This window comes from Streptomyces sp. NBC_00503 (assembly GCF_036346895.1).
Taxonomy (GTDB): Bacteria; Actinomycetota; Actinomycetes; order Streptomycetales; family Streptomycetaceae; genus Streptomyces.
Genome location: NZ_CP107855.1, coordinates 7,717,768 through 7,741,918, shown reverse-complemented (window position 1 = coordinate 7,741,918; position 24,151 = coordinate 7,717,768). Strand labels below are relative to the sequence as shown.

General features: G+C 70.4%; 24 protein-coding genes and 3 pseudogenes. 14 read left to right on the top strand and 13 right to left on the bottom strand.

Annotated features, from left to right (window positions below; all coding sequences use genetic code 11):
• Positions 1–78 precede the first annotated feature (78 nt).
• Both OG490_RS39275 and OG490_RS35345 read right to left on the bottom strand, forming a co-directional pair.
• Positions 79–249: a DUF6185 family protein gene (locus tag OG490_RS39275; RefSeq protein ID WP_443066004.1), complete on the bottom strand. Its 171-nt coding sequence runs from the start codon at positions 247–249 to the stop codon at positions 79–81.
• A gap of 33 nt (positions 250–282) precedes the next feature.
• On the bottom strand, positions 283–687 hold the full coding sequence (locus OG490_RS35345) for a MerR family transcriptional regulator (RefSeq protein ID WP_330300360.1): 405 nt from the start codon (positions 685–687) through the stop codon (positions 283–285).
• Positions 688–767: 80 nt separating this feature from the next.
• Between OG490_RS35345 and OG490_RS35340 the strand changes: the two genes are divergently transcribed.
• Positions 768–1,577 carry an alpha/beta fold hydrolase gene (locus OG490_RS35340; protein WP_330300359.1) on the top strand — a complete coding sequence of 270 codons (810 nt, stop codon included), beginning with the start codon at positions 768–770 and terminating at the stop codon, positions 1,575–1,577.
• A 614-nt stretch (positions 1,578–2,191) separates the two neighbouring features.
• Positions 2,192–2,545 carry a ferrous iron transport protein A gene (locus OG490_RS35335; protein WP_330300358.1) on the top strand — a complete coding sequence of 118 codons (354 nt, stop codon included), beginning with the start codon at positions 2,192–2,194 and terminating at the stop codon, positions 2,543–2,545.
• Between the two features lie 304 nt (positions 2,546–2,849).
• On the opposite strand, the gene OG490_RS35330 is transcribed toward OG490_RS35335, so the two are convergent.
• Both OG490_RS35330 and OG490_RS35325 read right to left on the bottom strand, forming a co-directional pair.
• A complete protein-coding gene (locus OG490_RS35330; protein ID WP_330300357.1) occupies positions 2,850–3,449 on the bottom strand; it encodes a cysteine hydrolase family protein in 600 nt (199 codons plus the stop codon).
• 92 nt (positions 3,450–3,541) lie between these two features.
• On the bottom strand, positions 3,542–4,786 hold the full coding sequence (locus tag OG490_RS35325; RefSeq protein ID WP_330300356.1) for an MFS transporter: 1,245 nt from the start codon (positions 4,784–4,786) through the stop codon (positions 3,542–3,544).
• Between the two features lie 140 nt (positions 4,787–4,926).
• On the opposite strand from OG490_RS35325, the gene OG490_RS35320 reads away from it, so the two are divergent.
• Positions 4,927–5,862 (top strand): LysR family transcriptional regulator, encoded by a 936-nt coding sequence (locus tag OG490_RS35320; RefSeq protein ID WP_330300355.1) that lies wholly within the window; start codon positions 4,927–4,929, stop codon positions 5,860–5,862.
• A gap of 43 nt (positions 5,863–5,905) precedes the next feature.
• Here the strand turns inward: OG490_RS35320 and OG490_RS35315 are convergent.
• Positions 5,906–6,074: pseudogene (locus OG490_RS35315) on the bottom strand (site-specific integrase); the annotation flags it as partial.
• 735 nt (positions 6,075–6,809) lie between these two features.
• On the opposite strand from OG490_RS35315, the gene OG490_RS35310 reads away from it, so the two are divergent.
• The 3 genes from OG490_RS35310 to OG490_RS35300 all read left to right on the top strand — a co-directional run bounded on the left by OG490_RS35310 (position 6,810) and on the right by OG490_RS35300 (position 10,629).
• Positions 6,810–7,961 carry a PLP-dependent cysteine synthase family protein gene (locus OG490_RS35310; RefSeq protein ID WP_330300354.1) on the top strand — a complete coding sequence of 384 codons (1,152 nt, stop codon included), beginning with the start codon at positions 6,810–6,812 and terminating at the stop codon, positions 7,959–7,961.
• Positions 7,958–9,220: an MFS transporter gene (locus OG490_RS35305; protein WP_330300353.1), complete on the top strand. Its 1,263-nt coding sequence runs from the start codon at positions 7,958–7,960 to the stop codon at positions 9,218–9,220. Before OG490_RS35310 ends, OG490_RS35305 begins: the two co-directional genes overlap by 4 nt.
• A gap of 272 nt (positions 9,221–9,492) precedes the next feature.
• Entirely contained in the window at positions 9,493–10,629 is a 1,137-nt protein-coding gene (locus OG490_RS35300; protein ID WP_330300352.1) for a barstar family protein, read from the top strand.
• Between the two features lie 127 nt (positions 10,630–10,756).
• On the opposite strand, the pseudogene OG490_RS35295 reads toward OG490_RS35300, so the two are convergent.
• The 3 genes and pseudogenes from OG490_RS35295 to OG490_RS35285 all read right to left on the bottom strand — a co-directional run.
• Positions 10,757–11,299 (bottom strand): annotated as a pseudogene (locus OG490_RS35295) (site-specific integrase); the annotation flags it as partial.
• Positions 11,300–11,336: 37 nt separating this feature from the next.
• On the bottom strand, positions 11,337–12,863 hold the full coding sequence (locus OG490_RS35290) for a hypothetical protein (protein WP_330300351.1): 1,527 nt from the start codon (positions 12,861–12,863) through the stop codon (positions 11,337–11,339).
• 303 nt (positions 12,864–13,166) lie between these two features.
• Entirely contained in the window at positions 13,167–13,949 is a 783-nt protein-coding gene (locus OG490_RS35285; protein ID WP_330300350.1) for a TetR/AcrR family transcriptional regulator, read from the bottom strand.
• Positions 13,950–14,037: 88 nt separating this feature from the next.
• Between OG490_RS35285 and OG490_RS35280 the strand changes: the two genes are divergently transcribed.
• From OG490_RS35280 to OG490_RS35245, 8 genes and pseudogenes are all read left to right on the top strand, one after another.
• Entirely contained in the window at positions 14,038–14,985 is a 948-nt protein-coding gene (locus OG490_RS35280) for an alpha/beta fold hydrolase (RefSeq protein WP_330300349.1), read from the top strand.
• 117 nt (positions 14,986–15,102) lie between these two features.
• Positions 15,103–15,516, top strand: a pseudogene (locus OG490_RS35275) (helix-turn-helix domain-containing protein); the annotation flags it as partial.
• A gap of 139 nt (positions 15,517–15,655) precedes the next feature.
• Positions 15,656–15,874, top strand: a complete 219-nt coding sequence (locus OG490_RS35270; RefSeq protein ID WP_330301206.1) for a hypothetical protein — start codon at positions 15,656–15,658, stop codon at positions 15,872–15,874.
• Between the two features lie 192 nt (positions 15,875–16,066).
• A complete protein-coding gene (locus OG490_RS35265) occupies positions 16,067–17,455 on the top strand; it encodes a hypothetical protein (protein WP_330300348.1) in 1,389 nt (462 codons plus the stop codon).
• Positions 17,456–17,458: 3 nt separating this feature from the next.
• Positions 17,459–18,283: a response regulator gene (locus OG490_RS35260; protein WP_330300347.1), complete on the top strand. Its 825-nt coding sequence runs from the start codon at positions 17,459–17,461 to the stop codon at positions 18,281–18,283.
• Positions 18,280–18,963 (top strand): hypothetical protein, encoded by a 684-nt coding sequence (locus OG490_RS35255; protein ID WP_330300346.1) that lies wholly within the window; start codon positions 18,280–18,282, stop codon positions 18,961–18,963. Before OG490_RS35260 ends, OG490_RS35255 begins: the two co-directional genes overlap by 4 nt.
• Before the next feature lie 489 nt (positions 18,964–19,452).
• The gene (locus tag OG490_RS35250) at positions 19,453–19,869 is read left to right on the top strand and encodes a hypothetical protein (protein ID WP_330300345.1); all 417 of its coding nucleotides are present in this window, start codon (positions 19,453–19,455) and stop codon (positions 19,867–19,869) included.
• 464 nt (positions 19,870–20,333) lie between these two features.
• Positions 20,334–21,431, top strand: a complete 1,098-nt coding sequence (locus OG490_RS35245) for a MerR family transcriptional regulator (RefSeq protein WP_330301180.1) — start codon at positions 20,334–20,336, stop codon at positions 21,429–21,431.
• 149 nt (positions 21,432–21,580) lie between these two features.
• Here OG490_RS35245 and OG490_RS35240 read toward each other — a convergent pair whose 3' ends face one another.
• The 5 genes from OG490_RS35240 to OG490_RS35220 form a co-directional block, all read right to left on the bottom strand.
• Complete coding sequence (locus OG490_RS35240) at positions 21,581–22,444, bottom strand: IS3 family transposase (RefSeq protein ID WP_330300344.1); 864 nt, start codon at positions 22,442–22,444, stop codon at positions 21,581–21,583.
• Positions 22,441–22,749, bottom strand: coding sequence for a transposase (locus tag OG490_RS35235; protein ID WP_443065913.1), 309 nt, complete (start codon positions 22,747–22,749; stop codon positions 22,441–22,443). Before OG490_RS35235 ends, OG490_RS35240 begins: the two co-directional genes overlap by 4 nt.
• Positions 22,750–22,757: 8 nt before the next feature.
• A complete protein-coding gene (locus OG490_RS35230) occupies positions 22,758–23,372 on the bottom strand; it encodes an IS3 family transposase (RefSeq protein WP_330300343.1) in 615 nt (204 codons plus the stop codon).
• On the bottom strand, positions 23,369–23,668 hold the full coding sequence (locus OG490_RS35225; RefSeq protein ID WP_443065912.1) for a transposase: 300 nt from the start codon (positions 23,666–23,668) through the stop codon (positions 23,369–23,371). Before OG490_RS35225 ends, OG490_RS35230 begins: the two co-directional genes overlap by 4 nt.
• A 188-nt stretch (positions 23,669–23,856) precedes the next feature.
• Positions 23,857–24,138, bottom strand: coding sequence for a hypothetical protein (locus OG490_RS35220; RefSeq protein ID WP_330300342.1), 282 nt, complete (start codon positions 24,136–24,138; stop codon positions 23,857–23,859).
• Positions 24,139–24,151: the final 13 nt, after the last annotated feature.

Below are 24,151 nucleotides of genomic sequence, written 5' to 3'. Positions count from 1 at the left end.
TTTGCCCTGGAGGGCAGGGCCCGCCCTACTGGTCGTCTCGGCGAGGGCGAGGCGGCCGCCCCTCAGAGGAATCCGAGATCACTGGTCATGACGTGGAGCCCAGGACCTACCGGCCGGGCGCCGATGGCCCCACTTCCGCGAGAGCCTCCAGAGCGTGGCGAGCGCGAGCAGCTGGGCCAGGAAGAACGCTACCGAGGCGATGCGCATCTGGTGGACGTACGCAACGAGACTGGCATGGGGAGCAAGAATCCTCCGACGATCCAGGCTACTTGCGGCTTCCTGTCAGCCTGCCTCGGCAGCGGCAGGTTGAGGCGGCCTCGGTGTCCCGGCGCTCCCCGAGGGCGCGGCGGTGATGATGGTGTCGAGGATCGCGCGCGACGCCTGCAGATCGTCGATGGCGCGGGTGATTCGCTCGCCCTCCCGTCGCAGTTGGGCGAGCAGGTCCGGGCAGGTGGGCACGAGGAGCTCGTCGTCCGCCCGGATGCACGGCAGGACCTGGGCGATCAGAGCGGTCGGAAGCCCGGCCGCCAGCAGACAGCGAACGCGGCGCACTGTCTCTACGTCCGACTCGCCGTAGATGCGGTAGCCGCTGGGCAGTCTGTCGGGCGTCAGGAGTCCTTGCTGTTCGTAGTAGCGCAGCAGCCGCTCATGGACGCCGGTACGCCGCACCATCTCCTTCATGCGCATGCCGTTCGCCTCATTCCCGCTCCGGTTGCCCACGCCGCGACTTGACTCTGACATTGATGTCGGAGTTTAGCGTCGGAGCCATGACCACTGATCACGTGCTTTCCACACCTCACCTCGACGTTCTCGTGCAGGGCAGCGGCCCGGCACTTCTGCTCGCGCACGGCGCCGGCGGAGGCATCGAGGGGAACTTCGGCCTCGTCCTCGACGACCTTGCCCAGGACCACACCCTCGTCGGCCCGCACTACCCCGGGGCCGGTGGCTCCGCCGTAGCCGTCGAACCCCTGGACCTGGACGACCTCGCCGACCGCCTGGTCGCGGCAGCCGTCGCGGCCGGCCAGGACTCGTTCGCCGTCCTCGGGGAGTCCCTCGGCAGCGCCGTGGCCGTCCGGATCGCCACACGGCATCCCCACCGTGTCCGGGCCCTCGTCCTCACCGCCGGCTTCGCTGCCGCCGACCCCGTCCTGGCGCTCGCCTCCCGGCTGATCAAGTCCCTGGCAGCCGCAGGTCAGTGGGAGGACGTGGCACGGCTCGCCCTTCTGTCCTGCATGTCCCCGGCAGGCTTGGCGGACCTCGAACCGGCCGCCCTCGACGAAGCGGTCGCCCAGACCCTGACCGCGATGCCGCCGGGCATGCTGGACCACTTCGACCTGGTGTCCCGCGTGGACGTCCGGGCCGACCTGGCGAAGGTGTCCGCCCCCACCCTGGTGGTGGCGCCGACCGGCGACCGACTGGTGCTGCCCGAGAGCTCGTACCGTCTGGCGGCCGGCATCCCGGGCGCCCGGCTGATCGAACTGCCCGGCGCTGCCCACGTCCTGAACCCGACAGACCGGGCGACCTGGCTCCGACACGTACGCGCGTTCCTCGCCGCACTCCCCGCCACGTCAGCGTGAGCGCACCACACCTCACGGATCAGGCCGGTCCGCCCACGAAACCGCCAGGCCGACGCCGGCGCGGCGCCGGGCCGGCCTGCTCGTTCTCGCCACCACGACCTTCGTCGTCGTCACCACAGAGCTGCTGCCGGTTGGACTGCTGACACCGATCAGCGACGATCCGGGAGTCGCGCGATCACGGGTGGGGCTGCTGGTCACCGTGTACGCCTTCGCCGTCGGACTGACCCCGGCTCCGCTCACGCACTGGGCCGCCGGCCGGCCGCGCAAGCGCCTCTACATGACCGTGAGCGCGGTCTTCTCCCTCGGCACCGGGTTCTCCGCGGCCGTGGAGAGCCACCCGAATACTGGCGATCGGCCTGTTCCTGTGCGCAATGGCGCACGAGGTCTTCTGCTGGCTCGCCAGTTCCTGCCGCGCGGTCGACGTCCCCGCGTACCCGATGGGGACCGGGCGTGCGGGCACGACGGCGAGTGCCAGGTTCTGCTTCTAGGCGCGGCCAGGGTGGTGGTCGGCGGGGACGAGAACTTCGACCCCGCGGAGCGCGGGGACCAGGATCAGCATGGGGAAGTTCTTTGTCTTCTGGCGCCCCTGAAGTGGCGCGGGCAGAGTGGGCGGCATGACAGACAGTTCCGGCCCCGTTCCTACGGACGTAGACGACCGCCAGGCGATGGAGCAGATCCTCGATCGTCCCTTGAGCCAGGCATGGCCGAAGGGTGCACTGGCACCGGGCAGCCGGGTCAAGGTCGTTCGTGACCAGGAATGGGACGGTCCTTGGCAGGTCGAGTTTGCAGGAACGATCGATGCCATGGGTGCACCCGACCTCAACGAACACGCCCAGTCGCTCAGCGGGGAGCTGTTGTACTGGGTGACCTTTGACGCGCCGCAGTACGACTGCGACGGGGCCGGTCCCTATTACAAGGCCCAGATCTGGGGTCGATACCTACGGGCCGAGCAAGCGCCCGAAGCGTAGATCCGCGTCTCATGTCCCGCTCGAATTGTTCGTCGAACTGGGTTGCTCACCTGGGCATTCCTCTTCTCGGACTTGCCGAGGACTGCCCGAACACCACTGTGGTCCACGAACCCGAGCGCAGGCACTCGGATGCCCCACGGGTCAGCTGAGACGGGATCCGGTCCGGAACCTCATGTCGCCGGCGGCGCGGCGTACATCCTCGGGCAGCCCGGCGCCCGGCGCGGGTCTCAGGCGCGGGCGGCCGCGGCGGCCTGGAGCGGTGGCGGGTGCGGCGGCCGTGGGTGGGATCGGCTCCTGGTTCGAGTCAGTCAGCCCGGAGCAGGGCGTGGAGCTCGGCGGTGTCGATGATGTGGGCCCGTGAGGGGAAGACTTTGTGGAGCAGGACGTTGTGGACTTCGGTGTCCGGGTCGGCGACGCCGTCGGACAGGACGTAGAGCTGGTAGTCGCGGTCGGCCGCGTCGATGACGGTGGACAGGACGGCGCCGCTGGTGCTGATGCCGGAGACGACCAGAGTGGTGATGCCGCGCTCGCGTAGCTGCTGGTCGAGGTCGGTGGTGGACATGCCGCCGTAGCGGATCTTGCGCACGGTGATGTCGCCGTCCTGGGGAGCCAGGCGCTCGTGGATGACGGAGGCAGGGTCCTTGTGGTGCATGACGCGGTGTTGGGCCAGCGGGGCGAAGGACTTGTTGGAGGCCGGGATCGCGTCCCAGTCGGCATCGGTGAAGCCGACGCGTACGTAGGCGATGGTGCCGCCATGTGCGCGAACGTCGGCGATGGCCCCTTCCACACGACCGAGCAGGGCGTTCCGGTCCTCGCCTTCTGGCACAAAGGCAAGGACCGCGGGCTGGTAGTCCATGACGAGAAGCGCGGTGTGGGCGGGTTCAAGCGCGGGTGCAGTGCTCACGCGAGTGTTCTCCTTTACCGGTGGTGTGCCAGGTCGACGCGGACGCGCACCGGCGGACCGGCTGCGGCCTGCGGGTGTCAGGTTGTGGTGCCTCATGAGTGGCTGTGGGACGGTTCCGGCTCGTGCTGCGACGTCTGGTCCTGTCGGGGAAGCAGGAGCGGTGTGGTCAGGATGAGCAGTCCTGCGACAGCGAGAGCGGTGCGTGGGCTGGTGACGTCGGCAAGCAGCCCGGCGAGCGCGGTGAGGACGGCGATGGAGGCCTGCTGGCCGATCGACCAGGCCGACAGGGTGCGGGCAACGAGATGCTTGGGGGTGTGTTCGAGCCGGTAGGTGGCCAGTACCGGGCTGTACAGGCTCATGTTGATGATGATCGCCAGTTCGACGGCCATCACGGTGACGAGACCGACGACGCCAGGACGGACAAAGGCCAGGCCGATCAGCCAGATGGCACGCAGGGTGCCGACGATCCGGAAGACCCGGTGCCGGCCGAAGCGGGCCACGACACGACGGGCCAGCCGGGAGCCGATGAGTCCGCCGAGGCAGGGGGCGGCGAAGGCGAGGGCGTACTGCCAGGGTGGGAACCCGAGCTGGCGAAGCAGGAGCAGGGCCAGCAGCGGCTCGGTGGCCATGATCAGACCGGCGACGAGCATTTGGTTGAGGTAGAGCGGGCGCAGACCGGGGTGGCCCATGATGTGTCGCCAGCCGTCGAGCAGTGCGCCTGCCCGGAGCGGGCTCTTGTCGGTCGTTCGTGGTGCTTCTTCCTGGCCGCGGATCGCGGCGATGCCCAGCGCGGAGAGGAGGTAGCTGAGCGCGTCGGCCACCACGGTGGTGACCGGCCCGAACAGGCCGATCGCCGCCCCGCCCAGCGGTGGCCCCACCGCGATGGAGCTCCAGTTCGTGGACTCGAAGCGCGCGTTGGCCACGAGCAGGTCGTCCGGCCGAACGAGGGCCTTGAGGTAGGCGCCGCTGGCCGCGCTGAAGGCAATCTTGGCTGCGGCGACCACGGCCGAGACCACGAGCAGCTGGACGAAACCGAGCCATCCGAAGGCGTAGGCGACCGGGATCGTAGCCATGGCCGCAAACCGGGCCAGGTCCATCATGATCATGACCGGGCGCTTGCGCCGAAACTCCACCCACGGCGCGAGCGGCACCGCGATCAGCGCACCCACCGCAGGCCCCACCGCGGACAGCGCGGACACCTCAGCGGGTCCGGCATGCAACACCAGCACGGCGATCAGCGGCAACGCCCCGAATCCCAGCCCGGACCCGTAGGCGCTCACCGCATATGACGCCCACAGCCAGCCGAACCGCCGGCCCAACCGTCTCCTGCCCACCATGCTCAGCGCACTCCCCTTGAGGTCCCACCCGAACAAACCGACGTTGACCAATGAGAGGTAAGCGGGCAGGACAACTGCAGGTCAAACAACTGACCTGCCAGCAATCCACAACCATCAGTTGTTCACTAAGGTGGGTCGGCGTGGACCTCGAAGCTGTACGTACCTTTGTCGCCGTCGCGGAAGCGGGCCAGTTCCAGAAAGCCGCCACCGACTTGTCGATCACCCAGCAGGCTGTCTCCAAGCGCATCGCCGCGTTGGAGAGCAACCTCGGCGTGCGGTTGTTCACCCGTGTCCCACGCGGCGCCGATCTCACCATCGATGGTCAGGCGTTCCTGCCCCACGCACGCGAGCTGCTGCGCGTCGCCGCGCGTGCGGGCGCGTCCGTGCGTCCCGGCCACCGTCCGCTGCGCGTCGACGTGATCGCCTCGCGCAGCGCGCAGTCGGGCCTGATGCGCGGCTTCCACCGCGCACACCCCGAGATCGACCTCGACGTGATGATGCTGTTCGACATCGAGACGGCCGTCACCGCCATCCGCTCCGGTGCGATCGACGCGTCCTTCCGCGCCGTCGCCGCGCCCGGTCGACCCCTGCCCGAGGACATCGCCTCGGTCCGGGTGCTCGACGAGCCGCTCCAACTCCTCACCGGCCCCGCCCATGCACTGGCGGGCGCCCGGTCGGTGACCGTCGCCCAGCTCGCCGGGCACCGGATCTGGATGCCCGGCATCGCCCCCGGTACCGAGTGGGGCGCCTACTACGACGACCTCGTCGCCGAGTTCGGCCTCACCATCGAGGTGACCGGCCCCAACTTCGGCTCAGACGCGCTCCTCGACACCATCTCCGACACCCCGGCCCTGGCCACCTTCATGGGCGAGCACACCCGCCTCATCTGGCCCGCCGACCACGGCCTGCGCCGCATCCCGGTCACCAACCCAACGCCCGTCTACCCCCACTCGCTCCTCTGGCACCGCGACAACCCCCACCCGGCGCTGGCGGCCCTCCGCACCCACCTCGCCGCCACGACGGCCGGCCACGAAACCGCCGGGACCTGGACACCGGGCTGGGCGATTCCTCACTGAACGGCTCCCCGCCCGTGCGGCCGGCCCCGCCCAGCGCAGGCGGTCAACGGCGGGCGTCGCCGGGGGCGAGCAGGCTGGTCAGCCCGGCGATCGCCCCCGGGAAGGGCTTTGAAGTAGCGGCGGACGTTCTCCGGCTTCTTGTGCCGGGACTTCGCCATCAGCATCAACAGCGATGCACCCTGCTCGCCGAGATGGGTCAGGGCGGAGTGGCGGTCGGCCTTGACCAGGCAACGGCGCCGAGGACTTTTGCGAGCGGCGACCTGCGGAAACGTGATCACTGAGGAGGTTCTCGCAGAGCTCTCACGGATGGTCATTTGTGAGAGCAGGCCGCCACCTGTCCGGCCGCCCTAACAAGCACTTTATGTAATTGATCGAATACTCTTCGTGTTGTGCGGGTGAAGGTGGGTTCTTGCGGGCCCCGTGCCATGCCGTGGCGGCTGGTACTGGTCACGGTGATGGCCGGGCTGTTGCACGTGCTCGGCTGCGCCCACGGCCCGCAGACCGACGGGGTACGCATCGACACTCTGGCCACCGTGACGGTCGCGGCCGCGGATCATGCGCGTCCCGCTGTTCCGGCTGCCGCTGCGGAACTCTGTGACCACGGCGGCGCCTTGGGGTGCACCGGGGCCGACGAGCCTGCCACAGCCGGGCCCCGGGCCGACCTGCCCGTACCTGCCCCCACCGACGACGCCGCGTTCCCTGCGGGGGACGCCTGGGCGCAGGGCGCCCGGAGCCGGGCGCCCTGCGCCCGCGCCAGCGGGGGACACCCTGCGGGGCACAGCCGGACGCGCGCGATGCTGGGGGTCTGGCGGGCCTGAGCGGACCACCGCTTCCCGCCGCGATATGGAGCGCGGGAGGCGGTGCCGCCCCATCGGTTCCGTCCTCGAACACCCCGGCCCGCCCCGCCCTGACCAGGCGCCGTGTGCGGCCGGCAGGAGACCCGTGCGATGAACTCCTCCCTCATGCCCTCTTGCACCCCGCCGGCCCAACTGCTGAGCGGCGCGACCCGGTGCGCCCACTCCCCGGCGGCGCTGGTCGGTGACACCCCCGTCCTGTGGGTCGGCGAGCCCTTCACCGCTGCCGGACGCGGCTTCTGGGCCAAACTCGAAGGCCACAACCCCGGTGGCATCAAGGACCGCACCGCCCTGTTCATGGTGGAACGCGCCCGGGAGCGCGGTGACCTGCTGCCCGGGGCGCGGATCGTGGAGTCGACCTCCGGCACGCTGGGCCTGGGCCTGGCGCTGGCCGGGATCGTCTTCGGCCACCCGGTCACCGTGGTCACCGACCCCGGCATGGAACCCCTCGTGTCGGGCCTGCTCACCGCCTACGGCGCGGACGTGCAGCGGGTTACCGAGCCGCACCCGGTCGGGGGATGGCAGCAGGCCCGCCGCGACCGCGTCACCGATCTCCTCGCCCTCCACCCGGACGCATGGTGCCCCGACCAGTACCACAATCCCGACAACGTGACCGCGTACGCGGGTCTGGCACGCGAGCTGGTCGCCCAGCTCGGGCGGATCGACGCCCTGGTCGTCAGCGTGGGGACCGGTGGCCATTCCGCCGGCGTCGCCTCGGTCCTGCGCACCTTCTTCCCCGATCTGAAGGTGGTCGGTGTCGACACCTGCGGCTCCACGATCTTCGGCCAGGAGGCCGCCCCCCGCCTGATGCGGGGCCTGGGCAGCAGCATCTACCCGCGCAACGTCGACTACACCCTCTTCGACGAGGTCCACTGGGTCGCCGCCGGGGAGGCCGTGTGGGCGGCGCGGGCGCTGGCCCGCTCCCGGTACGCGAGCGGCGGGTGGAGTGTGGGTGCGGTCGCCCTGGTCGCCCGCCACCTGTCCGCCACCCTCCCCGCCGAGGCCAGGATCGCCGCCGTCTTCCCCGACGGCCCCCACCGCTACGCCGGAACCGTCTTCGACGACGCCTGGTGCCAGGAACGCGGGCTGCTGGGATGCGAGCCGGCCGGCGCCCCGGACGAGATCGGCCACCCCGGCGAGCGGACCGTCACCCGGTGGACGAAATGCGAAACCGTCCTCGACCCCGTCCCGGCGGCCGCCGGACCGTACTCGGGCACGGCGAGCCTGACGGGAGCGGCCCGGTGAAGACCCTGTGGACCAGCACGTTGAGCTTCCCGCCCGCAGTGCGGCTTTTGATGGCCAACCAGTTCGCCATCAACCTCGCCTTCTACATGCTGATGCCCTACCTCGCCGCCCACCTCGCCGGTGAGCTCGGCCTCGCCGCGTGGGCGGTCGGGCTGGTGCTGGGCGTGCGCAACTTCTCCCAGCAGGGCATGTTCCTCATCGGCGGCACGATCGCCGACCGCTTCGGCTACAAGGCCCCGATCATGGCCGGCTGTCTGCTGCGGACGGGCGGGTTCGCCCTGCTGGGAGTCGTGGACAGCCTGCCCGTCCTGATCATCGCCTCGGCGGCCACCGGGTTCGCCGGCGCACTGTTCAACCCGGCAGTGCGCGCGTACCTCGCCGCCGAGGCCGGCCCGCGCCGGGTCGAGGCGTTCGCGACGTTCAACGTCTACTACCAGGCCGGGATGCTGCTGGGGCCCCTGGTGGGACTGGCCCTGCTGGCCGCCGACTTCCGTCTGGTGTGCCTGGTGGCCGCCGGTATCTTCGCCGCGCTGAGCGTGCTGCAGGGCCGGGCCCTGCCCGCCCGCCGGGCCTCTGGACCCGGCGGGGGCGAGAGCGGGGTGCTGGCGCAGTGGCGCTCGGTGGCTGCCAACCGGCCGTTCCTGCTGTTCTCGTGCGCGATGATCGGCTCCTACGTCCTGACCTTCCAGGTCTACCTCGCCCTGCCGCTCGCGGCCGGGGACGCGTTCGGGAAGGCGGGTACGAAGGCCACCAGCCTGCTGTTCGTCCTGTCGGCCGCGGTGGCCGTCGCCGGGCAGCTGCGGCTGACCGGCTGGGCCCGGACACGCTGGAGCGGCGAACAGGCCCTCGTCCGCGGCCTCGCGGTGATGGGCCTGGCGTTCACGCCGCTCGCCCTGACGGCCGCGAGCGGCAGTACCGTCCCCGGCGCCGTGTCGCTGGCGGCACTGACGGCGGCGGTCATCGCGCTGTCGGCCGGCAGCGCGATCGTCTACCCCTTCGAGATGGACACCGTCGTCTCGCTGTCCGGCGACCGCCTCGTCGCCACCCACTACGGCCTCTACAACACCGTCTCCGGCCTGGGCATCACACTGGGCAACCTGGCCACCGGAGCGCTGTGGGACTACGCCACGCGCAACCAGACACTGTGGCTGGTCTGGACCGTCCTGGCCCTGACCGGCGGGGCCTGCGCGGGCGCAGTCCTCGCACTGGCACGCACCGGACGGCTCACCGCGCCCACGCCGCAGCCCGCGCCCGCCTGACCAGGGTCGGGCGGGCGCCGGGACACAACCCCTCCCCGACCCTGCCCGACCGCTCCAGGACTCCTCGGCCGGGCGATGTCCTCGTCCCGGATCTCGTGGCCTTCCGCGCGGAGCTGGGCGACGGCGGCGTCGACGAGACGTAACCGAACTCGGGAGCCCGTCCCCTTCCTGGCCAGGGCCGGCAGGTCCGTATCGTAGGCGCGAAGGTCGCTCGCATGTTCGGGGGTTGGGTGCGCATCACAGATCACGCTCGGTGGGATCGGGGCTTCCCGGTGAAGTACCTCCTGGTCCAGGAGGACGAAGACGGCGTGGAACAGCTCTGGGGGAGGTGCGCGGGCGTCGAAGGGCTGTTCGTCGACCCGCTCCCGCCGCCACGGGAGATCCTCACCCTCCGCGGATGCAGCCCCGATGGCCTCCTGAGCGAGGTCCTGGCCGAGCCCGGCGTCTCGTTTCGGGGTCTGGGCGACGTGGGCATCGAGGTCTGGGACGACGAGCAGCCCGTGCAGTGGTGGACTCTCGTCGATGCGGTCGTGGTGGCCCATCAGCCCCACCCCGGCGACCCGGCGCGGTACGATATTGTGCTCGGTGCCGGCGTCAGGAACGACGAGGGCGTCTTCGAAGTGCCTGCGACACCACGCTTCGAGCTCTTCGCGGGAACGACGGTCGCTGCTGCAAGTACAGGCCGGTGCTCCGATGTGGACGGCCTGTTCAATCCGCGAGCGGACCCGGCCCCTGTCCCGATGGAGCTGATCGGCTGCGAGGCTACGGAGCCACTGCTCGTAGGGACTCAGCGACCACGCCGGTGGACACGGGGCTGGGCCGACCTCCTGGTGCTGGATCGCCATGGCGCTGTGATGGCCTCGCGCTCCGTGGGCCTGGCCCTCACCGGAGCGCGCCCGTCTGTGCTCGGCGATGGGCTGGAAGACATAACCCTCACCGATGGCGGCGCCGATCGACCATCGTCGGCGGCCCGCTCGATCTGGGCGGAGTGGTATCAGGGCCCGCCAGAAGCACCCAACATGTGGGCGCCGTACGACTCGCAAGGCAGGGCCGATTGGCTCGACCTCACCACCCGTGCCTGGCGGGTGCCCGCGCCTCGACCGGACCGCTCTGGCGGCGAATATCATCTCGACGGCCGGTTCGTCACGGACGTCCCCGGGCTGCACTGCGCGATCGCCGAGGCCTTGCTCGGACCTGGCCGCTACTTCGGCCGGGAGTGGAACGCCTTCAAGGACTGCCTGTGCGGTGGATTCGGAGTGGCCCCGCCCTTCACCTTGACCTGGCATGACTCCGAAGTCGCACGCCGCGCACTGGCGGATGTTGTGGAGGATCCGGAGGGTCAACTCTCCTACTTCGAGGAGATCGTGCAACTCCTCGAACGGCGCGGCGTCACGGTCGTGCTCCGGTAGCCCGCTGGCACCCGAGCGACTACGACTCGGGGACGGGGCTGAGCAAGATTGAGCGCCTGCTGTTGCCGGGTGCGAGCAGGCCGGTGACCTCGGCGATCGCCTCCGGGGACGGCTTGAAGCAGCGGCGGACGTTCTCGTCGCGGGCGCCGCCGCGGCGGCGGACCTTCGGTTGGGAGCCCTTCGCCTTCACCGGACACCGGCGGCCGGCCAAGTCAAGGTCCTCGACGTTGACGTCCAGGATCTCCTCCGAGCGGGCCCACGTCTCGTAGAGCATCCGCCACAGCGTCTTCTCCCGCAGGTGGACGTCGCGGCGGGCGATCAGCCGGTCGATCGCCGACTTCGAGCGCACCGGAGTCTCCTAGTCCGGCGGAGACAGCCGCTTGGCCCAGGCCGGGACCGTTGGCCCGTCGTACCCGCGCTCCGCGCACCAGCCGGTCCAGGACAGCACTGCGCCGCGTCGGGCGTTCCAGGTGTTCACCGCCGAGCTGCCCCACAGCAGCTCCAGCGCCTCGCCGATCTCGGCGTCCTCCACCGAGGCGAACGGCCGGCCCTCGCCCAGGCGCTCGGCGGTCTTCGCGACGGCGATGCCGTAGTTCCGGACGGTGTTCGGGTTGGCGAACGAGTCGAGGAACAGGTCGGCCGCCGCCTCATGACCGTTATCGGCGATCAAGGCCTGTGCCGATGTTCTCCAAGACCGCGCCGGGGCCCTATGCCCCGTGGGGCTCAGGTATCAGCTCCGCCATGACGGCCAGTGGCAGCGAGGGGTTGGCGGCAGCCGCTTCCACCACTTGCCAGTCGCAGTCGGCGAGCAGCTCGACGATGGCCTCCGGTGGCAGGGCTGGGTGTCCCGCAGCCACTCGCCTTGCCTGCCTGTCCGTCAGACAGACGAGCAGGGCGGGGCCGGTTGCGTTGGGGTGCCGGGCGATTTCGCGCAGCCCTTTCCGGACAGGCGGTACGTGCCCGGTCAGGTCTTCCAGCAAGGCGGCCGGGGTTTCCGGGTTGGCCGCAACCTTGGCGGCGACCTGGGCTCCGTGGCGTTCGACCATGGACCGTAGCTGGGCTTCCGAGAGGCCGGGGTGTTGTGCGATGGACTTGACGACCTTCGCGTCGGGGTCGTCGGCCAGCAGGTCTCGGATCTCGGCCGGCAGATCGCGCCGTTCGGCCAGGAGCATGCGTAGGACCGGGTTCGAGGACCTGGACAAGTCCTCGATCTCGGAGGGGGAAGTGGAGGCGATCCTCGGGAGCAGGGTCGAGCCGATCTTGGTGGCGGCGGCCAGGTCGGACAGCACGTCGAGGGGCACGCGGGGGTTGTGCGCCAGCCGGCGCTGTACGTCGTGGCCGAGGTCGGCGGCCAGTACGCGGACCGTGGCGTCGTCGATCGCCGGGTTCTGCGCGAGGTCGCCTCGAACACCGGGAACGGGGTCGTCGGCGAGCCGCGCCGCTGTCTGCGGCGGGAGGTCGGGGCGGGCGGCGAGTTCCCAGCGCAGCAGTGCCGAGGGGTGGTCGGCGAATCGGAGGAGAGCGGCGATCGGGGTGGCGGGGTTCCGCAGCGCCTGGTCCGCCATCTCGTGGAGGGTGGACTCGTGCGAGCCGGCGCACGAGGCACCGGACCGCAGGTCGCAGTCGAGGCGGGGACAGTGGGGATCGTGCGCGTACGGTGTCTCCTCCCGGTCGCAGACCAGGCACCGCTCCGCCGGTGGCAGCCCCTCGCCGGTGACCAGCATGGCCAGGACCTGCGGTGGTGTCGCCTCGTTGCCGGCTACCGCGCGGCGGACCTCGGCATGCGGGTGGCGTGCGAGGCGTGCCGCCATGTCCGCTGTGGTCCACAGCGCGAGTTCCGCGACGACCTGGACGTCCGGGTCGCAGGCGAGGCTCTCCCTCACGTCGGCCGGAAGTCCGGGACAGGCGGCGAGCTTCGCCCGGCGCTCGGGATCGGGGTCCTGGGCGAAGAGCCGCGCCCACTGCAGGTCACCGGAACCTGCGTCGAGCAGGGCGAGCGCGGCCTCCGGCCGTGCGAGGGGGTCGATGTCGGCGGCGGTCAAACGGCCCTCGTACGCGAGTCGCGCAGTGGCTTCCTCGACTCGCTTGGCCAGGTCGACCGCCTGCTCGCGGCTGAGGTCGGCGCGGCCGGCGAGGGCGTCGGCGATGTCCGCGTCCGCGACCGCGATCAGGCGCCCGACCAGCTCGTAGGGCAGTGCCTCATTGGCGGCGAGGCCGCACAGTACGTGGTTCACGGGAGGACATCCTGCCCGGAACACCGTCGTCACGGCCGATGGATTTCGGTGTCCACGAGCCGTTGCTGATGTCCCGTCTCAGTGGTCGACGCCGAAAATCCTTCGGGGGCTGACTCCCGCTGTTGTTGTGTGTGAAGTCCGGCCAGGTCTCGGGGACGGCCAGGTGGAGGCCGCAGGCGCAGTCTGGGGATCTCCCGGGGTGCCGCCGAAACGGCCCGTCGCCACTCTCACGGATGGTCATTTGTGAGAGTGGCGGAGCGTCGCGGGAGGTGAAAGCTCGGGCATGACTCTCCCGATGAGGCATCAGGAGGTTGCGGTCGCCCCCGGACTGGCCGCGGGTGGCTCTGCCTTCGCGCGACCGCGCACGGAGGCTGCTCCGATGTCGTCGGGCTGAAGGAGCCCGGTGAGTACGCGGGTGAGGATGCGGTCCAAGAGCGATTCCGATGAATCCTCGGCCTCGGTCGGCTGCCCGATCAGGGCGGTGGCGAGGTGCGGGTGATGGCCCGCCATGGCGACCTGGGTGAGATATTCCGCCTGGGCCTGCTGCCACTGCGGGATGGTCTGCCCGGCGAGACGCTGGATCACCTCGGCGCGGGTCAAAGTGGAGACGACGGCGTTGAGGATCGCGATGGCCTCCAGCTTGGTCCGGGGACTGACGTCGACGTCGGCGAGCGCGGCCAGGGCGTGCTCCAGGTAGGTGACCGCGTGCGGCCCCACCGGGGTCCTCGCCGCGGTCGCGTCCAGCAGCCATGGGTGCGCGAGGTAGACGCTCCTGCTCTGCCGGGCCAGGGCGAGCAGGTCGTCGAGCCAGTGTCCGGAACCGAGCCCGGCGTAGGAGATCTCGCCGTTGACCTGGTCGATCATCAGTTCCAGCAGTTCGTCGCGGGTGGCCACATAGCGGTAGAGGGATGCCGGCCCGGCCCCGAGGGCGACCGCCACGGCCCGCATGGTGACGGCGGGCAGGCCGTCCGCGTCGGCCAGGGCGATCCCGGCGGCGGCGATGCGGTCGCGGTCGAACGTGGGCGTCGGGCCGCGTCCGGCTCGTTCGGGGCGCAGCCAGATGCTGTGGGCGGACGGCTCGGTCATGACCCCTCCTTTTCTGCGAACGGTGTATGCAGTATCTTAGGCTGCATTAACTGCGAACGATGATCGCAGTAGATGAAAGAGAGCCGACATGCCCCAGGTGCAGCAGCAGTGGACGTCGACCCGGTACGCGCGCAACGGCGACGTGCAGGTGGCCTTCGACCAACTGAAGGGCTCCGAGGGCGAACCGCTGCTGCTGATCATGGGGTTGGCCACCGCCCGGTTCTGGTGGCCGGCCGGACTGTGCCAGGCCTTCGGCGACGCCGGGTTCGCCGTGGCCCGCTACGACCAGCGCGACGCCGGCCAGTCGACCCGGATGCCGGACACCGCCACCACCAACCCCTTCAAGGCCCTGTTCGCCAAGCGCGGGGACGCCTACACCTCCGAGGACATGACCGACGACGCCATCGCTGTGATGGACGAACTCGGCTGGGGGCGAGCCCATGTCTTCGGCCACTCCCTGGGCGGCGCGATCGCCCAGCGGATCGCGCTGCGACACCCCGACCGGGTGCTCAGCGTCACCTCCTCGGCGGCCCTGCCCAGCGACGTCTCCGGGCTGGGGGTCCTGCGCTACCTGCGGTTCGGCCTGCTCGCCAAGCTCGCCCGGACCAAGTTCCCCGAGGGCCGCGAGGGCGACATCGAGGCCGCCCTCACCGTCTGGCGCGGCATCGCCTCACCCGGCTACCCCTTCGACGAGGCCGCGGCCCGCGCCTGGGTCGAGGCCGACGTGGACAGCGGCCCGCGCGACAACAAGGCGCAGAGCCGCCAGATCGGCGCCCAGTGGCACGGACCCAGGCTCAGGGAGCTACGCCGACCCACCCTGGTCCTGCACGGCGAGCAGGACCCGATCCTGCGCGTCAGCGCGGGCCGCGCCACCGCCCGGGCCATCGACGGCGCCCGCCTGGTGACCTACCCGGGCGTCGGCCACGACCTCCCCGCCGCCCTGTGGACCGACATCGCCCGCCAGGTCAGCGACATGGCGGTCCGCCAGTTGCGGTCAGGCAGTGCGGGCGTGTTCGGACAACCACTGGGCGAGTGACAGCCCGGTGCACTCCGGCGTCGTGGGCACGGTGGCCGTCGTGCCGGATCGTTGAGGCGCCGGACACGGCAGGATGCCATCCGTCGTGATCCACTTCCCCCGATCGGCCCGCCTGCCATGCTCGTTGCCCCGGCCTGCCCGATAGTCGCGACCGCCGCCGAGCGCGAGCGGTTGAAGAAGATGGCCTACGGCCGCAAGGCCCCGTACCGGTTACGGCGGCGGGCGGGGATCGTCCTGCACGCGGCACGGGGGCGCTCCAACGCGCGCATCGCCCGCGAGACGGGCCTGCACCTGGACACGGTCCGCGCCTGGCGCGACCGGTTCGCCCTCGGCGGGCTGCCAGCCCTGGCCGACCGCAAGCGCACCGGGCGTCCCGCCGGCTTCACCCCGGTGCAGGTCGCCGAAGCCGAGGCGCTGGCCTGCCAGTTGGCGGCCGAGACCGGTATGCCCCTATCGCGCTGGTCGTGCCCGGAGCCGGCCACCGAGCTGACCGCGCGCGGGATCACCGACACCGTCTCCGCGTCCACGGTGCGCCGCTGGTTGCGTCAGGACGCGATCAAGCCCTGGAAGTACCGGTCTTGGATCTTCATCCGAGACCCGAACTTCCGCGTCAAGGCCCGGCGGGTCCCGGACCTTTACGCCCGCACCGACCACCGGCATCGTGCCCTTCATGTCCCTGGTCGCCCAAGCCGGAGTGACGTACGACCAGGCCAAGGCCCGCGGGATCGTCGAGCAGTCGATCCGCAAGGAGGCCGCGGCGAAGAACCGCCCGGCGGACCTCATCCACGACAGCATGAGCGCTGCTCAGCGGGCGGGGCTCATGCGGCTGCTGGAGGACCGTGACAGCGACGGGACGACGCTGTTCAACCGGCTGCCCAGCGCCGGGTGATCTCATCCTGCTGAGCCGGCGAGAACCCGGTCCCCGGGGCGGGGCAGACGGGGATTCCACGGCAGACCCCACGGCGCCCGGTCCGGGCGGTGGTGCACACGAGCGCGGCACCATGTGCGATGTATTGCTGTCCGGACCGCGCGGGACTGCCCATCATGAATTCCATCGCAGGACGAGACGGTGGGGTGGCACATGGACGGTTTGGACAGGCGCGCGGACCTGCGCTGGGTGACGGCGGTGCGTGCCCTCGACAGCCTCCATCGCACCACCGCGTGGCTGCGCTGCGCAAGCACAGCCCTGCTGTGGGCCTCCCTGGCCTGGACGCCGGCGTCCGCACGCACACACAGTGCTCTGGCCCTCCTGCTCGCGACCGCCGGAGCCGTCCTGTCCCTTCTGCACGCCTATCCGGAGACCAGGGCGCGCCTTGAGGCTGCCGGCGAACGGCTGCCCGTGCTGTACCGGCTGTTCGACCACCTCGACAGCGCCCGGGGACGGGCCTCCTTCAACCTGCCGGGGCTGGCGGAGGGCTTCGGCATGGCCGCGATGGGTTTCGCCCTCGTCGGCCCGTACGGTCCGGACGGCCCCGGCGTCTCGGTGACGATCGTCCAGCTCTCCGCCGTCATGGTGTTCGTGACCCTGGTCTTCGTCAACATCGTGTGCGACGCCGGCTATTACGCGCCGTCCCAGCGCGTGAAACTGGGATCCGACAAGAGCACGGGCGCCGCGGACGGGCGGCTGGTGCTGTTGCGGCGGCTGATCCCCGTCTGTGCTCTGCTGATCGCCGGGGGGCTGTTCGTACCGGACTGGACGGCCTCACTGACGGCCGTCCCCCGCGCCGCGCGGGTGTGCGTGGTGCTCGGAGTCGGCGCGGTCGCTGTCGTGTGGTGGTCCTTCGACCGGATTCTCGACGCGGCGGTCGCCACTGCGGTTGACAGCGAGCGCGGGGTGCGCGACATGGCGTGCCGAGACCTGCACAGCATGTCCAAGACCGCCATCTCCATGGTGGTCGAGGCCGAACGGAGCGACCACTACGAGCGCGTCGAGGTACGCGGTCTGCTGCGGGACGCGCTGGTACGGGTCGAGGAGATGCGGCTGGACTGGCTGGATCCGGGGCGGGGGCCCGGGGGAACCGTGGGGACGTTGTGGGAGGCGGTGCTCTGCGTGATGCCGAGCGGGTTGCGCGAGCGCTGCGTGCTGGATCCGGGATGCGCGTCGGTCGCGCTGCCGTCCACCGACTACCAGCTCGCCCGCCGTGTCCTCTCCGACCTGGTGGCCAACGCCGTCCAGTCCGGGGCGCTGAAGGTGGTGGTGAGCGTGAGCGCCGGGCGCGCAGCCGACGCCCGGGGCGGACGCGTGGTGCGGATCCGGGTCAGGGTGGCCGACGACGGGCCGGGGATGTGCCCGGACGCGCCGGCGCAGAACAGCAGCCTCGTCGTCCTGAAACGGGATCTGGACCGCTACCAGGGGTCCATTGAGTTCGCCGCGCGCAAGGGCGGTGGCACCAGGGTGGATGCGGGCTGGTCCTCCCAGCAGCCGGCCGAGCGGTGGCCGGTCCGAGCAGCCGTCCGAGAAGGTGAGTGAACGATGCGTGTACTCGTGGTCGACGACCAGTGGATCGTCGAATCGGCCGTCGCCCGCGCCCTGGCTCCCGCCGGGCACGTCGTGGTCGGCGTGCGGTCCCCTGAAGACCTGGCCGCACGGTTCGCCGGCGACGACCGGGATTTCCAGCTCGCCTTCGTCGACCTCGATTTCCAGAAGGAGTCGGAGAGGTCCGGGCTCGCCGCGCTGGAGGAGTGCGGCAAGGTGGGCGTACCGGCCGCCCTCCTCACCGCCGACGGCGAGCACAACCGGATCCTGCACCTTCTGGCCGCGTTCGAGTTCTACCCCGACACCCTCACCCTGGTGTCCAAGAACGGCGCCGAGAAGGATATTCGCGACATCGCCACCGCGGTCGCCTACGGCCATCGCCCGAACCCGGAAGCTTCGGCCGACTTCCGGCCCCCGCGCCGCGGACCCTCCTGGATCAACAGCCTCGTCCGCCAGCCCGGGCATCTCGCGCTCTGGCGCGCGGCCGCCGTGTGCGACCGGCATGCGACGATCATCGAGGAGACCAGGGTCGGGGCGCGCTCGCTGTCCACGTTTCTGGAGCAGTCCGCGGAGGCCGTGCAGGGCTTGCAGCAAGAGTTCTTCGGCGTCGCGTCGCCCGAGGACGAGCCGGGGGCGGGAACGCGCAAGAAGCACCTCCAGGTAGTGACCGCATTCGCGCAGACCTACGCCTGGTTCTTCGGTGACCAGGACGTCGAGCGTCTGGTGAACGAGATGTGGGGAACCGAGGGGCGGCAGGAGGGCCAGGGCCGCGCGGCGGGGGTCGCCCGCCGCCGAAAGTTCCGTACGGGGAAGCGGGTATGACGATGGCTGCCGCGGGGGACTGGCGGCCCTTCGTGGCGCCGACGCTGGAACACGGGCCGCTGTGGGCGTTCCTGGCCGCGTTCGCCGTGAGCCCCGGTGTCCCGGCGCTGCTCGCCCTCGTACTGGAACGGCGGTTGCTACGGCCGCGGCACGAGTTCACCGCGTTCCTCTACGGAGATCCGGCGCTGGCCGTGTCCTGCGCGGCCGGTGTCTGGCTCGTGGGCTCCCCGGGCGCCGCCTCCGTACCGGTCGCAGGGTGGCCGGCGGTGGCTATGACGGTGCTGCCGCTGGTGTTCGGCCTGTGGCAGGGCTGGTGGGAGCTGAGGACCGGTCTCTACACGCGTGCGCAGATGCTGTCCCCGACGAAGATCTGGCACCAGGCCGTCGTCTACCCGCTCCTGACCTATCTGGTCGGCAGCGCGCTCCTGAGGGGCGCGACGTCGGGTGTCGAAGGACCGCTCCGGTGGGCGGCGCTGGCCGTGATGGCGGGCTGTTGCCTGTTCTGGATCGCGGCCAACGTCCATGACCGCCGCCATCCCAGTACGGGCCATCCGCCTTACGATTGGCGCCGGTTGAGGCCACTGGCCTCGATGGATGCGATGGATCGCGCGTCCGCCCGCGAAACCTGCCCCGACACCGCGCGAAACAGCCCCGGTCCGGGCGCAAACCAACCCCTCTGAGCAGGCAAAACAGTGAATGCCCGTACCCGCCGCGTCGGCAATCGTGGTCGTGGAAGCAAGCCACGAACAGGCGGGGAAGGCGACATGGAGACGTATCTGCTGGTGCTGGAAGTCATCGGTGTCTACCTCACGCTCGCGGTGACGGTGCGCGAGGCGTGGAGGAGGAAGCAGAAGTGAGCCGGGCTCGGGCCCTGGTCACCGCTTGCCGGTGATCCGATCCGCCCGTACGACAGTGGGGCACACCGGGAGGTGTGCCCCACTGTCGCGTGCATCCGCGCCAGGACCTGTCGTCAAACCGGAGCTCGGCCAGGGCACGACCGTACGGCGCGGCCAGGGGTGCACGTTCCGTGTCCGCCGTCGACGGGCGGCAGGTGCCGGCCGCCTCCGAGAGGTGAGCCGCCCAGAGCCATCAGCCGAGCAGATCTGGCTCACCAATCGGAGCGGGGAGAACGCTCCCGTGGCCCGAGCGTCGCGGCTTACGCTGCGGCCATGCCGAAGACAAGGCTGAGCAACGACACCACGAAGACCCTGGGGATCTGGGTTGAACCATGGGGCGGGGACTACTGGATGAAGCCCGAGGAGGCATTCACGGTCGTCACGGACACCCCCAAGGGCGCCGACCGCGACGAAGCACCGTTCGAGGTCGTCTTCCACGACCAAGGCGCCAACGTGTGGGTGAACACCGGCTACGAGGCCACCGTCTACGACCGTTCGGGCAACGAGGTCGACTGCGGACATCAGCGTCCCATCGAAGTCCTGCGCGCCTGGACCGAAGCCTCCGAGGTAGCTGCGGATCGCTCCGGCCTGACACCGGAGCTTCAGGAGGAGGCCCGTAGCAAGGCGGAGACCATGCGGTGGCAACTCTCAAGGGCCGAAGCCGCCGAGCGGGAGGCGCGGGACGGCTGACACGGGGCATGACCCAGATACGCCAGAAACCCGCCACGGGATGATCTTGGCGGGCTAGGTCGTCTCTTTCGGATCTTGTCGGTCTGGTCCGCGTCGTCCGGTGGCGTGCCTCGGCGCGCTGCCGTGGCTCCCGCGTACTGGACGTACTCGGGTGCCGCGGCAGTGCGCCGAGGTGCGGTGCCGGGCGGCGCGTACCCGGCAAGATCCGAAAGAGACGGCCTAGCTCTGCTGCTTGCGGCTGGGTGTCGGCCACGAGGCTGTTGACGCGGTTCTCGTACTCGCGGCGGGCCATGCGCTGGGGCGGGGCAACCGGGAGGCCTTGGCACCGTCGAGGGGCTGGCCGCGGGCGAGTAGACAGCAGGGGTGAGGCCGACGCGCAGCGTGCCGTTCGAAAGCCAACGCCAGCTCTTGACCCTCACGTGGCGTCAGGCTGCATAGTCGGTGGCGTGGAAGATCACTGGACCGTGGGACGCGTGGCCGAGCTGGCCGGCGTGAGCGTCCGTACGCTGCATCACTACGACCAGATCAGGCTCGTTCGGCCGTCGGCGCGGACTGCGGCTGGGTACCGGGCCTACTCGGCGGGCGACGTGGAGCGGCTGCGCGAGGTACTCGCCTACCGGCGATTAGGCTTCGGCCTGAGGGAGGTTGCGGAACTGGTCGGCGACTCGTCCACCGACGCGGTCGCACACCTGCGCAGACTGCGAGGCCTGCTGCTGGAGCGCCGTGACCGCGCTGATGCCATGGTGGCGGCCATCGACCGGGAACTTGAGGCACGGGCGAAGGGACTGAAGGTGACACCGGAGGAGCAGCTGGAGATGCTCGGTGCACGGCTGTACGACGCGATCGGCGGCGCCTACACCGCGACACGGCGAACCGAGCCGCGGATCGCTGCGCAGATCTTGGACGCGCTCGGGGACGCGCGGACGGTGCTGAACGTCGGGGCCGGCACCGGTTCCTACGAGCCTGCTGATCGCAGCGTGATCGCGGTGGAGCCGTCGGCGGTCATGCGGGGGCAGCGCCCTGCCGGCTCGGCGCCGTGCGTGGCCGCCGCCGCGGAGAGCCTGCCGTTCGAGGACCACTCCTTCGACGTCGCGATGGCCGTCTCCACCGTTCACCACTGGGGGGACCCGATAGCGGGGCTGCGCGAGATGCGGCGCGTGGCCCGCCACGTGGTGGTGCTCACGTTCGACACCGACGAGCCTGGATGGCAGGACCGGTTCTGGCTGACCCGGGACTACCTGCCCGAGTTCGCCGGCGTCCTCGCGGATTTTCCCTCCCTTGCCGGGATGGCCGATGCGATCGGCGCCCGCGCCGAGCCGGTGCCTGTCCCGTGGGACTGCGCTGACGGCCTGTTCGAGGCGTACTGGCGTCGACCGGGGGCCTATCTGGAGGATCACGTGCGCCGTGCGATGTCAGTGTGGACGAGGGTCGGGCCGGAGGCCGAGCGGCGGGCGGTGCGCAGCCTCCGCGACGACCTCGACTCCGGCCGGTGGGCCGAGCGCAACAGCGACCTCGCTCACCTCAACGCGGCAGATCTCGGCCTCCGTCTGCTCATAGCTTGAACCACGGCGCGTCTATCAGGCAGGGGGTGCCGACCTCCGATCAACAAGGCTCGGGGTGCGGCGGCAGACATTGCATGTCCACTCATCCGGCCGCGGAGAACATCGGTACTGAGCTTGTTCCGCTTTGACGGACACCTTTGGTGTGGTGGTCAGGCGGCGAGGGCGGCCTCGTACTCGGCAGGACTGCGGTAGCCGAGGCTGCTGTGGAGCCGGTGCAAGTTGTACCAGCTCTCTATCCACTCGAAAATCGCGGTGCGTGCGGCAGCCCGGCTCGGCCAGGGGCCGGTGTCGCCCAGCTCGTTCTTGAGGGTCGAGAAGAACGATTCCGCGAGCGCGTTGCCCCAGCATTGCCCAGTGCGTCCGACCGACAGACGAATGCCGAACTCTGCGGCCAACAAGGCGAGTTCACGGCTGGTGTCTTGACAGCCGCGGTCGGAGTGGAAGATCACCGGCCCGGCCGGCCGCCGGGTCCGGCAGGCGGTCCGCAGTGCGTCGGCGACGAGCTCGGCTCGCAGGTGGTCGGCCGTTGCCCAGCCGACGACGCGGCGTGAGGCGATGTCGATCACGGTGGCCAGATAGAGCCAGCCCTCGTTCGTGGCGATATAGGTGATGTCTCCGCACCAGCGGGTGTCGAGAGCTGCGAAATCGGGCTGGAAGTTGCGAAGCACCAGGTCAGGTCGGGTGGAGGCGTGTGGGTCGGGGATGGTGGTGCGGTGTCGGCGCCTGCCGGTCAGGCCGGCCTGGCGCATCAGCCGTGCGACCCGGCGGCGTCCGCAGTCGGCGCCCTCGCGCTTGAGGACGGCGTGAACGCGCGGGGCACCGTAGGTGCCGCGGGACTGCTGGTGAACAGCGGTGATCCGACTGGTCAGCTCGGCGTCCCGCACCGCCCGGGGGCCAGGGGTGCCAGTGCGGCGGGCGTAGTAGGCGGTCCGGGAGACCTTGAGGAGTTCACACGTCCGTTTGACGTTGTGACCTGCGGTTTTCTCCGCATCGATGAACGGGTGCACCGTCACCGGGTCTCCGTCGCGAAGAAAGCCGTCGCACGCTTGAGGATGTCGACGTCCTCGCGCAGCCTGCGGTTCTCCTGCCGTAGTGCGGCCAGTTTCTCGCGTTCGCTGCTGGTCAGGCCGTCCCGCTCGCCGGCGTCGACCTCGGCCTGCCTCACCCAGCTCCGCACTGCCGTCTCGGTCAGCTCGAAATCCCTGGCGACCTGACCGACCGACCGATCGCCCCGCCGGCACAGCTCGACGATCTCGGCCTTGAACTCCGCCGTGAACGAGCGGCGAGGGCGAGGCTTCTTCTTCCCCATGCTCTCCATGATGAACATCATCCTTCCGGGGCCAAAGCCCCTGATCTCCGATGTCCGTCAAAGCGGATCAAGCCCAGGGTGTGGCAGGCGGCCTCGAGGGCGTCGGCGACGAGTTCGGTTCGCAGGTGGTCGGCGGTGGCCCAGCCGACGACGCGGCGGGAGGCGATGTCGATGACGGTGGCCAGGTAGAGCCAGCCCTCGTCGGTGGCGATATAGGTGATGTCGCCGCACCAGCGGGTGTCGACCGCTGCCGGGTCGGGCCGAAAGTCGCGGAGGACCAGGTCAGGGCGCGTGGCGGCCTGGGGGTCGGGGATGGTGGTGCGGTGCCGTCGACGACGGTTGCGGCCGGCGAGTCCGGCTTGCCGCATCAGGCGGGCCACCCACCTGCGGCCGCAGCCAGCGCCCTCGCGCTTGAGGACGGCGTGAATGCGTGGGGATCCGTAGGTTCCGCGTGACTGCTGGTGCACGGTGGTGATCCGCTCGGTCAGCTCAACGTCTCGCGCCGTGCGGGGACCGGGGACACCAGTGCGGCGGGCGTAGTAGGCGGTCCGGGAGACCTCGAGCAGTTCACACGCCTTCTTGACGCTGTGACCTGCAGCTTTCTCCGCCTCGATGAACGGGTGCACGTTCACCGGGTCTCCGTCGCGAAGAAAGCCGTCGCACGCTTGAGGACCTCTACGTCCTCCCGCAGCCTGCGGTTCTCGCGCCGCAGAACCGCCAGCTCCTCGCGCTCGCTGCTGGTCAGACCGTCCCGATCGCCTGCATCGACCTCGGCCTGACGCACCCAGCTCCGCACCGCGGTCTCGGTCAGGTCGAAGTCCTTGGCCACCTGGCCGACCGAGCGGTCACCACGCCGGCACAGACCGCCGATCTCGGCCTTGAACTCCGCCGTGAACGAGCGTCGAGGACGCACCTTCTTCTTCGCCATGCTCTCCATGATGGACATCATCCTTCCGGGGCCCAAGCCCCTGATCTCGGATGTCCGTCAAAGCGAAGCAAGCCCACACCAGCCGCAGACGCCAACGGCCCACTTGTCACCCGTCGCCGACAGATTCGTACCTGCACGTGCGGGAGCAGGCCTGCTGACGTGCCACTTCAGGCCTGCGGCGCGGAGTCTCAAAGCATTTGGCGAGGCGTCGGGCGGCTCCGGGCACGAGTACGTGCTCCCCCGCCCGGTCCGAGCACCGCGCACGCCTGGACGACCTCCGCCCGGTGGCCCGACTGGGTCCCCCCGACCGCCGCCATCACCCGCCGCGTGTGCTCCGCCTCCCGGCACTCCACCGTCCGCAGGCAGAACCAGCGCCTGGCCAGCTCGCACAGCACCACCGCCGCCACCGCGACCACCACCAGCCACGTCTCCGTCCCGTCCAGGGACGCCAGCACAGTCAGCACGCTCATGTCACCGCTCCTC